Raw genomic sequence first — 6,949 nt, 5'->3', positions numbered from 1 at the left:
AGCGGTTTCCCCCGCCGGGGCGCAACCGGTGAGCAGGGCCAGCGCGGCGGCCAGGCCGGCTGCGAGCACCGGCGCCCTCAGAACGGCCATGTCAAGTTTTCCGCAGCAGCATTCTGCGGATCGAGTGGTCCGCGTCCTTGGTGAGCACCAGCTGTGCCCGCCCGCGTGTCGGCAGCACGTTCTCCCTCAGGTTCGGTTCGTTGATCCGCCGCCAGATGCCCAGGGCCGTCTCCGTGGCCTCCTCGTCCGTGAGCGAGGCGTAGCGGTGGAAATAGGATTCCGGATCCGTAAATGACGTCCGCCGCAGTTTATGGAAACGGTTGACGTACCACTGCTCAATATAGGACGTCTTGGCATCCACATAAATGGAGAAGTCGAAGAAATCGCTCAGCGCCAGCCCGGTGCGCCCGTCCGCCCGCGGGCGCGCCGGAGCCAGGACGTTCAGGCCCTCCACGATCAACACATCCGGACGGTGGACCACCACTTCCTTGTCCGGCACGATGTCGTAGGTCAGGTGCGAATACCAGGGCGCATGCACTTCCTCTGCCCCGGACTTCACCTCGGACACGAACCGCAGCAGCGCCCGCTGGTCGTAGGACTCGGGGAAGCCCTTGCGTTCCATCAGCCCGCGCCGCGCCAGTTCGGCGTTGGGGTAGAGGAAACCGTCGGTGGTGACCAGCTCCACGTTCGGGGTGTCCGGCCAGCGCCGCAGCATCTCGCGCAGCACGCGGGCCGTGGTGGATTTCCCGACGGCGACCGACCCGGCCACGCCGATCACGAACGGTGTGCGGCGGCTGGTTTCGCCCAGGAAGGTGGTGGTGGCCTTGTGCAGCTCGCCGGCCGCGCCCACATACAGGTTGAGCAGCCGGGAGAGCGGCAGGTAGACCTCGCGGACCTCGTCCAGGTTCAGGGCATCGCCCAGGCCCCGGAGCCGCTCGATATCGTCCTGGTCCAGGGGCTGTTCAATCTCGTTGGACAACCGGGACCAGGTCTGCCGGTCCAGCTCCACGAATGGTGTGAAGTTACTCTCACCGTTGGACGCCGTCGTCTTCGGTGTCGCATCAGTCACCTATGAATTGTGCCTGCTGCGGGATTCAAATCCCAAAAGGCGCCCCGCTGCGGCGCGGCGGATTGCCCCGTCCCGCCTTCGCAGCGGCCGCCGGGATGGCGTGCGGAACCCTCTGTCGGTGACGGCCCCGCGGGCAGGTACCCTTAATCCCATGTGTGGAATCGTAGGTTATGTTGGCCGCCGCGACGGCGGGGCCGGAGTCAGCGCTGCTGATCACAGCGCCCTGGACGTCGTTCTCGAGGGCCTTCGCCGCCTGGAATACCGCGGTTACGATTCCGCGGGAGTGGCAGTCATCTCCAGCTCCGGGATCGAGGCGCGGAAGAAGTCGGGCAAGCTGAGCAATCTGCTGGACGAGCTCGAGTCCGCCCCGCTGCCCGAGTCGCTGACCGGCATCGGCCACACGCGCTGGGCCACGCACGGCGGCCCCACCGACGAAAACGCGCACCCGCACCTGGCCGACGGCGACAAGCTCGCCGTGATCCACAATGGCATCATCGAGAACTTCGCCGAGATCCGTGCCTCCATGCTGGCCAAGGGCCACACGTTCCGCTCGGAAACGGACACCGAGGTGGCCGCGGTGCTGCTCGGAGACCTCTACCGTTCCCTGGCCGCGGAGGATCCCGCCACCGCGACCCTGGCCAAGGCCATGCAGCTCGCCTGCCAGCGGCTGGAGGGCGCCTTCACCCTGCTGGCCATCCACCAGGACCAGCCCGACGTCGTCGTCGCCGCACGCCGTAACTCGCCGCTCGTCGTCGGACTGGGCGAGGGCGAGAACTTCCTGGGCTCCGACGTCTCCGGCTTCATCGACTTCACCCGCCGCGCCGTGGAGCTGGAGCAGGACCAGATCGTGACCATCACCCCCGACTCCTTCGAGATCACCGACTTCTTCGGCAACGCCGCCCAGGGCACCGAATTCGAGGTGAACTGGGATGCGGCCGCCGCGGAGAAGGGTGGCTACCCGTCCTTCATGGAGAAGGAAATCAACGACCAGCCCGAGGCGGTCGGCCAGACCCTGCTGGGCCGCTCGGACCTGCACGGCAGGCTGACCCTGGACGAGCTGCGGATCGACCCGGAGCTGCTCAAGACCGCCAACAAGATCATCGTGCTGGCCTGCGGCACATCGGCCTATGCCGGCCAGGTGGCGAAGTACGCGATCGAGCACTGGTGCCGCATCCCGGTGGAGGTCGAACTCTCGCACGAGTTCCGGTACCGTGACCCGATCGTGGACGCCAACACCCTGATTGTGGCCATCTCCCAGTCCGGCGAGACCATGGACACCCTGATGGCCGTCCGGTACGCCAAGGAGCAGGGAGCCAAGGTCCTCGCGATCTGCAACACCAACGGTTCGACCATCCCGCGCGAGGCCGACGCCGTGCTGTACACCCACGCCGGACCCGAGATCGCCGTCGCCTCGACCAAGGCCTTCCTGGCGCAGATCACCGCAGCCTACCTGCTGGGCCTCTACCTGGCGCAGCTGCGCGGGAACAAGTTCCAGGGCGAGATCAAGGACATCCTGGCCGACCTTGGCAAGATCCCAGCGAAGATCCAGAGCGTGCTGGACAACGCCAAGGACATCAAGGACCTGGCCGTGCTCATGGCCGAGAGCAAGTCGGTGCTGTTCCTGGGCCGGCACGTCGGCTTCCCCGTCGCCATGGAGGGCGCGCTGAAGCTTAAGGAGTTGGCCTACATCCACGCCGAAGGCTTCGCCGCAGGCGAGCTCAAGCACGGGCCGATCGCCCTGATCGAGGAAGGCCAGCCGGTCTTCGTGGTGGTACCTTCGCCGCGCGGCCGCAACTCGCTGCACGCCAAGGTCGTCTCGAACATCCAGGAAATCCGCGCCCGCGGCGCCAAGACCATTGTCATCGCCGAGGAAGGCGACGTCTCCGTCAAGGATTTCGCCGAGTTCGTCTTCTACGTTCCCGAGACGCCGACGCTGCTGGCTCCGCTGCTCACCACGGTCCCGCTGCAGATCTTCGCCTTGGCACTGGCGACGGCCAAGGGCTACGACGTGGACCAGCCGCGCAACCTGGCCAAGAGCGTCACCGTCGAGTAGCAGGCAGTTGGCAGGCATGTCCACCCGGTTGCTCTTCGCGGCGCCCCGGTCTCCGTACAACAGGATCGGGGCCTGCTCCGTTCCCAGACGTCCAGTCCGCGCCCGCCACGCGGCGCTCCGGCGGCGCGTCCGGCTGCTGTCCGTGCCGCCCGTGCGGTGCACCCTGATTTCCACCGGGGAGCCGGTCCTGGCTCCGCGGTGCGCCCGCTCGCCGTGGTCGGTTCGGGCGGGAGCCGAAGAATGATCGTGGGCATCGGCGTGGACGTGGTGGAAGTTTCCCGGTTCCGCCGGCAGTTGCAGCGCACCCCGGCCTTGCTGGAGCGACTGTTTACGCCCGCGGAACGCGAGCTCACTACCCGGTCCTTGGCCGCCCGCTTCGCGGCCAAGGAAGCGATCGCCAAGGCACTGGGGGCTCCGGCCGGCATGAACTGGCAGGACTGCACCATCTGTGTCGACGCGGGGGGAGACCCCTACCCGGAATTCACCGGCACCGTCGCCGCGGCGTCCGCGGCCAGGGGTGTGAAGTTCTGGCACCTGTCCATGAGCCACGACGGCGACCTGGCAACTGCCATGGCGGTCGCCGAGAAGTAGCGGCCGGCAGCCGGGCGCGCGTCGGGCCCGGGCTAACGTTCCACCCGATAGTGCAGGTACACGACGCCGTTGCCGAAGCGGCGCTCGTCCAGCAGTTCGAGCCCGACTCTCAGGTCCTCCGCCAGAAAGCGCTTCCCGCCGCCCACCACGACCGGCGAGACGAAAAACAGGCATTCGTCGACCAGTCCCGCCGCGAAGGCGTGGCCGGCCAAGTCGGGCCCGCTGATGCTCAGGTCCGCCGCTGCCGAGGCCTTCAGGCGCCGCACCGCCTCCGGCTCGAATTCCCGCTCGATCCGGGTTCGGGCGCTTGAAACCGTCTGCAGGGTCCGGGAATAGACCACCTTGTCCTTCCGCAGCCACGACTCCGCGAAGGCCCGCTCGACCGGGGAAACCTCCGGGCCGTCGGGCACGGTTTCCCAGACGGCCATCACCTCGTACATGCGCCGGCCGAAGAGATAGGTGCCCACCCGTCCCTCCAGGTCGTTGACGAAGGAATGCACCTCCTCGTCGGGAACGCTCCAGTCGAAGTTGCCGTCCCGGTCGGCAATGTAGCCGTCAAGCGACATGATTGCGGAATACAGCAGCTGTGCCACGATGACTCCTGGGCTATTGGGCAGGGCGGGGGAGCGTCCGCCCATTGTTCCCCAACCTTGCGCATCGGCGGAAGGCCGGAGCTGTGGTTCCGGCCCGCTGCGCTGTTCCGGATCGCTGTGCTGTGCCGGCTCACTCCGCCGTCGCGATTGCCGTCGGGCGGACCGGTGCCCGGCCCTGTTCCGGGCAAAGCGTGCGATGTATCCTGACAGCCGGCGCCCGCCGCTAGCCGCACATTGAGGGGGAAGAGCCGTGCCAGCATCGGAGCAGTACGCCAGCGTCCGCTACCTCGTGGACGACGTCGGGGCGGCCGTGGACTTCTACACCGGTCATTTCGGCTTCACCGTCAACATGCGCTCGCCCGCCTTCGCCGACGTGACGCGGGGGCCGCTGCGGCTGTTGCTCTCCGGGCCGGCAAGCTCGGGGGCGCGCGCGACCCCAACGGATTACGCGGCCGCCGGGCGCAACCGCATCCACCTGGTCGTGCAAGACCTGGACGCGGAGATCGACCGGCTGCGCGGGGCGGGACTGTCGTTCCGCAGCGAAGTGGTTGCCGGTCCCGGCGGACGTCAGATACTGCTCGCCGACCCGGCTGGAAATCTGGTGGAACTGTTCCAGCCCGCAGGGCAGGGGGCAGGGTAACGGCGCCCGTCTTCAGCTGCCGCCCAGGCTTTTGACGTACGCATACGCCTCGTCGACGACGCTGAGCCACTGTTGCCCGGCAGCCGACGCGTCGCCGGCAGCCGACGCGTCGTCGGCGATCGCCGGGAAGGCCACCCATTCCTTCATCGTCCGACGTCCCATGGTGACCGGTTCCGCCGCTCCGGAAGCAACAAACTCTTCCGCGCGCTGCCGCGGAACCTTCACGATCAGCCGGCCGCCGTGGCCGAGGAACGCGAAGATCTTTCCGGCCAGCCTCAGCCCGTCACTGCGGAACATCGTGCCGCGTTCGACCAGCGGGTCATCCGCAAACCGGCGGGCGAGAGTCTCCAGCAGGACGAGGCCCTGGTCGCCGTCTGATGGGGAGGCAGGCGTCATGGCTTCGTCCCGGCGTCAGGCTCGGATGAAGATGGCGGATGCGGCCGCGGATTCGACCATGAGGTCGCTCATGCCGACCACAACGTACCAGTACGTTCGTCCCCGGACGGCGCCCGTGTCCACGAACCTTTCGGGATTGCCGCGGCGGCGGTGCACGCGCCGGAGGGCTCCCGCCTGCGAGGGAATGAACGCCGCCGCGGCGCCGTCGGACTCCCAGCGGTAGATGGCATAGTGCCTCGGCAACGTCCCGCTCGTCGCCCCCCGCCAGACGAGTTCGACGCCGGTTCCGTTCCACCGGGCGCTGACGATCAGCGGCGAGTAGGGTCGCTGGGCGCCCAGGTGGGACATCACCGGGGTCATCGCCACGCGCCGGTAGAACTTGTCCTGGACGAGGCCGATGCCGCCCAGCCGATTGGCCCGGACGGACTTGGCGGAGAAGTAAACCTGGCCGCGCACCGCCGGCGTGGCCCGGCATTTCGCCGTGTGGTTGTAGAGCTCGCGGGGGTCCTGCCAGTCGGCCCCCTGGGCGGGGTCGCCCACCTTGTAGGCCGCCTCGCCGATGTAGAGCTTGCAGGCCGTGCCGCCCACCTGGGCCGCCCACCAGTTGACCAGGGTGTTGTAATCGGCAGCCGGGTTCCCCTGGTGCCAGTACAGCTGCGGGACCACGTAGTCCAGCCAGCCTTGTTTGACCCAGAGCCGGGAGTCGGCGTACGTGGCGTCGTAGCTCTGCAGGCCGGAGGTGGCGGAGCCCAGGCTGTCGGTCGATCGGTTGCGCCAGATGCCGAAGGGGCTGATGCCGAACAGCATCCGGGGTTTGGCCGCGAAGATCGCGGCGCTGAGGTCGCGGACGAAAGCATTGACGCTGCGCCGCCGGAAATCCGCCACGCTCTCGCCGGCCAGCCGGTAGGCATTGTAGGCAGCGGAGTCCGGGATGGTTTGCCCCGCGACCGGGTAGGGATAGAAATAGTCGTCGAGGTGGACGCCGTCCACGTCGTACTTGGCAACGACTTCGGTGATCACCTTGATGATGTAGCTGCGGACGGCGGGGATGCCGGGGTTGTAATAGCGCCGGCCGCCGTAGGCGAAGCTCCAGCCCGGGTTTTTCCGCGCCGGATGCCAGGAGATCAGGTCCGCCGGGTCCGCCGTCATGGACACGCGGAACGGGTTGAACCAGGCGTGCAGGTGGAGGTTGCGGGCATGCGCCTGGCCGATCGCGTAGGCCAGCGGATCGTACCCGGGATTGCGCCCCTGGGTGCCGGTCAGGTAGCGGGACCACGGCTCTCCCGCCGTCGACGGCCAAAAGACGTCGGCTGCGGGACGGACCTGCAGCAGCACGGCGTTGAGGTTCCGGCTGCGGGCAAGGTCCAGCCAGCTGCGCAGTTCGGCCTGCTGAACGGCCGCCGACAGGCCGGGGCGCGACGGCCAATCGATGTTCAGCACGGTGGAGAGCCAGAAGCCCCGGAACTCGTGCTTGGGCGCGTCCGTGACCCGCGCCCGTTCACGGGCGGTAATGCGGTAGACCCGGTTGATGACCGCCGCCGCGAGGCTGACCTCCAGCGGACCGCCGGGGGCCGTTGCCGCGCGGGAGAGGCCGCCGCCCAACAGGC

General features: G+C 68.0%; 7 protein-coding genes. 3 read left to right on the top strand and 4 right to left on the bottom strand.

The window, feature by feature from the left end; genetic code table 11:
- Positions 1-91: 91 nt before the first annotated feature.
- Positions 92-1,069: a type I pantothenate kinase gene (gene coaA / locus AC5RUJ_RS08500; RefSeq protein WP_494000427.1), complete on the bottom strand. Its 978-nt coding sequence runs from the start codon at positions 1,067-1,069 to the stop codon at positions 92-94.
- A 151-nt stretch (positions 1,070-1,220) separates the two neighbouring features.
- Between coaA and glmS the strand changes: the two genes are divergently transcribed.
- Both glmS and AC5RUJ_RS08490 read left to right on the top strand, forming a co-directional pair.
- Complete coding sequence (gene glmS / locus AC5RUJ_RS08495; protein WP_494012676.1) at positions 1,221-3,122, top strand: glutamine--fructose-6-phosphate transaminase (isomerizing); 1,902 nt, start codon at positions 1,221-1,223, stop codon at positions 3,120-3,122.
- 240 nt (positions 3,123-3,362) lie between these two features.
- Positions 3,363-3,713, top strand: coding sequence for a holo-ACP synthase (locus tag AC5RUJ_RS08490; protein WP_494022527.1), 351 nt, complete (start codon positions 3,363-3,365; stop codon positions 3,711-3,713).
- 32 nt (positions 3,714-3,745) lie between these two features.
- Here AC5RUJ_RS08490 and AC5RUJ_RS08485 read toward each other — a convergent pair whose 3' ends face one another.
- Positions 3,746-4,306, bottom strand: a complete 561-nt coding sequence (locus AC5RUJ_RS08485) for a dihydrofolate reductase family protein (protein ID WP_494000424.1) — start codon at positions 4,304-4,306, stop codon at positions 3,746-3,748.
- A 250-nt stretch (positions 4,307-4,556) separates the two neighbouring features.
- Here AC5RUJ_RS08485 and AC5RUJ_RS08480 point away from each other — a divergent pair, with 250 nt between their 5' ends.
- Positions 4,557-4,946, top strand: coding sequence for a VOC family protein (locus AC5RUJ_RS08480; protein ID WP_494049558.1), 390 nt, complete (start codon positions 4,557-4,559; stop codon positions 4,944-4,946).
- Between the two features lie 12 nt (positions 4,947-4,958).
- Here the strand turns inward: AC5RUJ_RS08480 and AC5RUJ_RS08475 are convergent, their stop codons facing one another.
- Positions 4,959-5,342 (bottom strand): hypothetical protein, encoded by a 384-nt coding sequence (locus tag AC5RUJ_RS08475; protein ID WP_494128370.1) that lies wholly within the window; start codon positions 5,340-5,342, stop codon positions 4,959-4,961.
- 15 nt (positions 5,343-5,357) lie between these two features.
- Positions 5,358-6,949, bottom strand: a 1,592-nt coding sequence (locus AC5RUJ_RS08470; RefSeq protein WP_494155759.1) for a glycoside hydrolase family 10-like protein, incomplete at its 5' end; no start/stop codon positions are given.

This window comes from Arthrobacter sp. Y3223164, from assembly GCF_059091005.1.
Note: the sequence above shows the minus strand (reverse complement) of the source record. Positions and strands in the feature narration are given on the sequence as shown.

Excerpts from the sequence above, each read along its gene's own strand:
- glmS (WP_494012676.1), top strand. The coding sequence starts at position 1,221 with ATGTGTGGAATCGTAGGTTATGTTGGCCGCCGCGACGGCGGGGCCGGA.
- AC5RUJ_RS08490 (WP_494022527.1), top strand. The coding sequence starts at position 3,363 with ATGATCGTGGGCATCGGCGTGGACGTGGTGGAAGTTTCCCGGTTCCGC.
- AC5RUJ_RS08475 (WP_494128370.1), bottom strand. The coding sequence starts at position 5,342 with ATGACGCCTGCCTCCCCATCAGACGGCGACCAGGGCCTCGTCCTGCTG.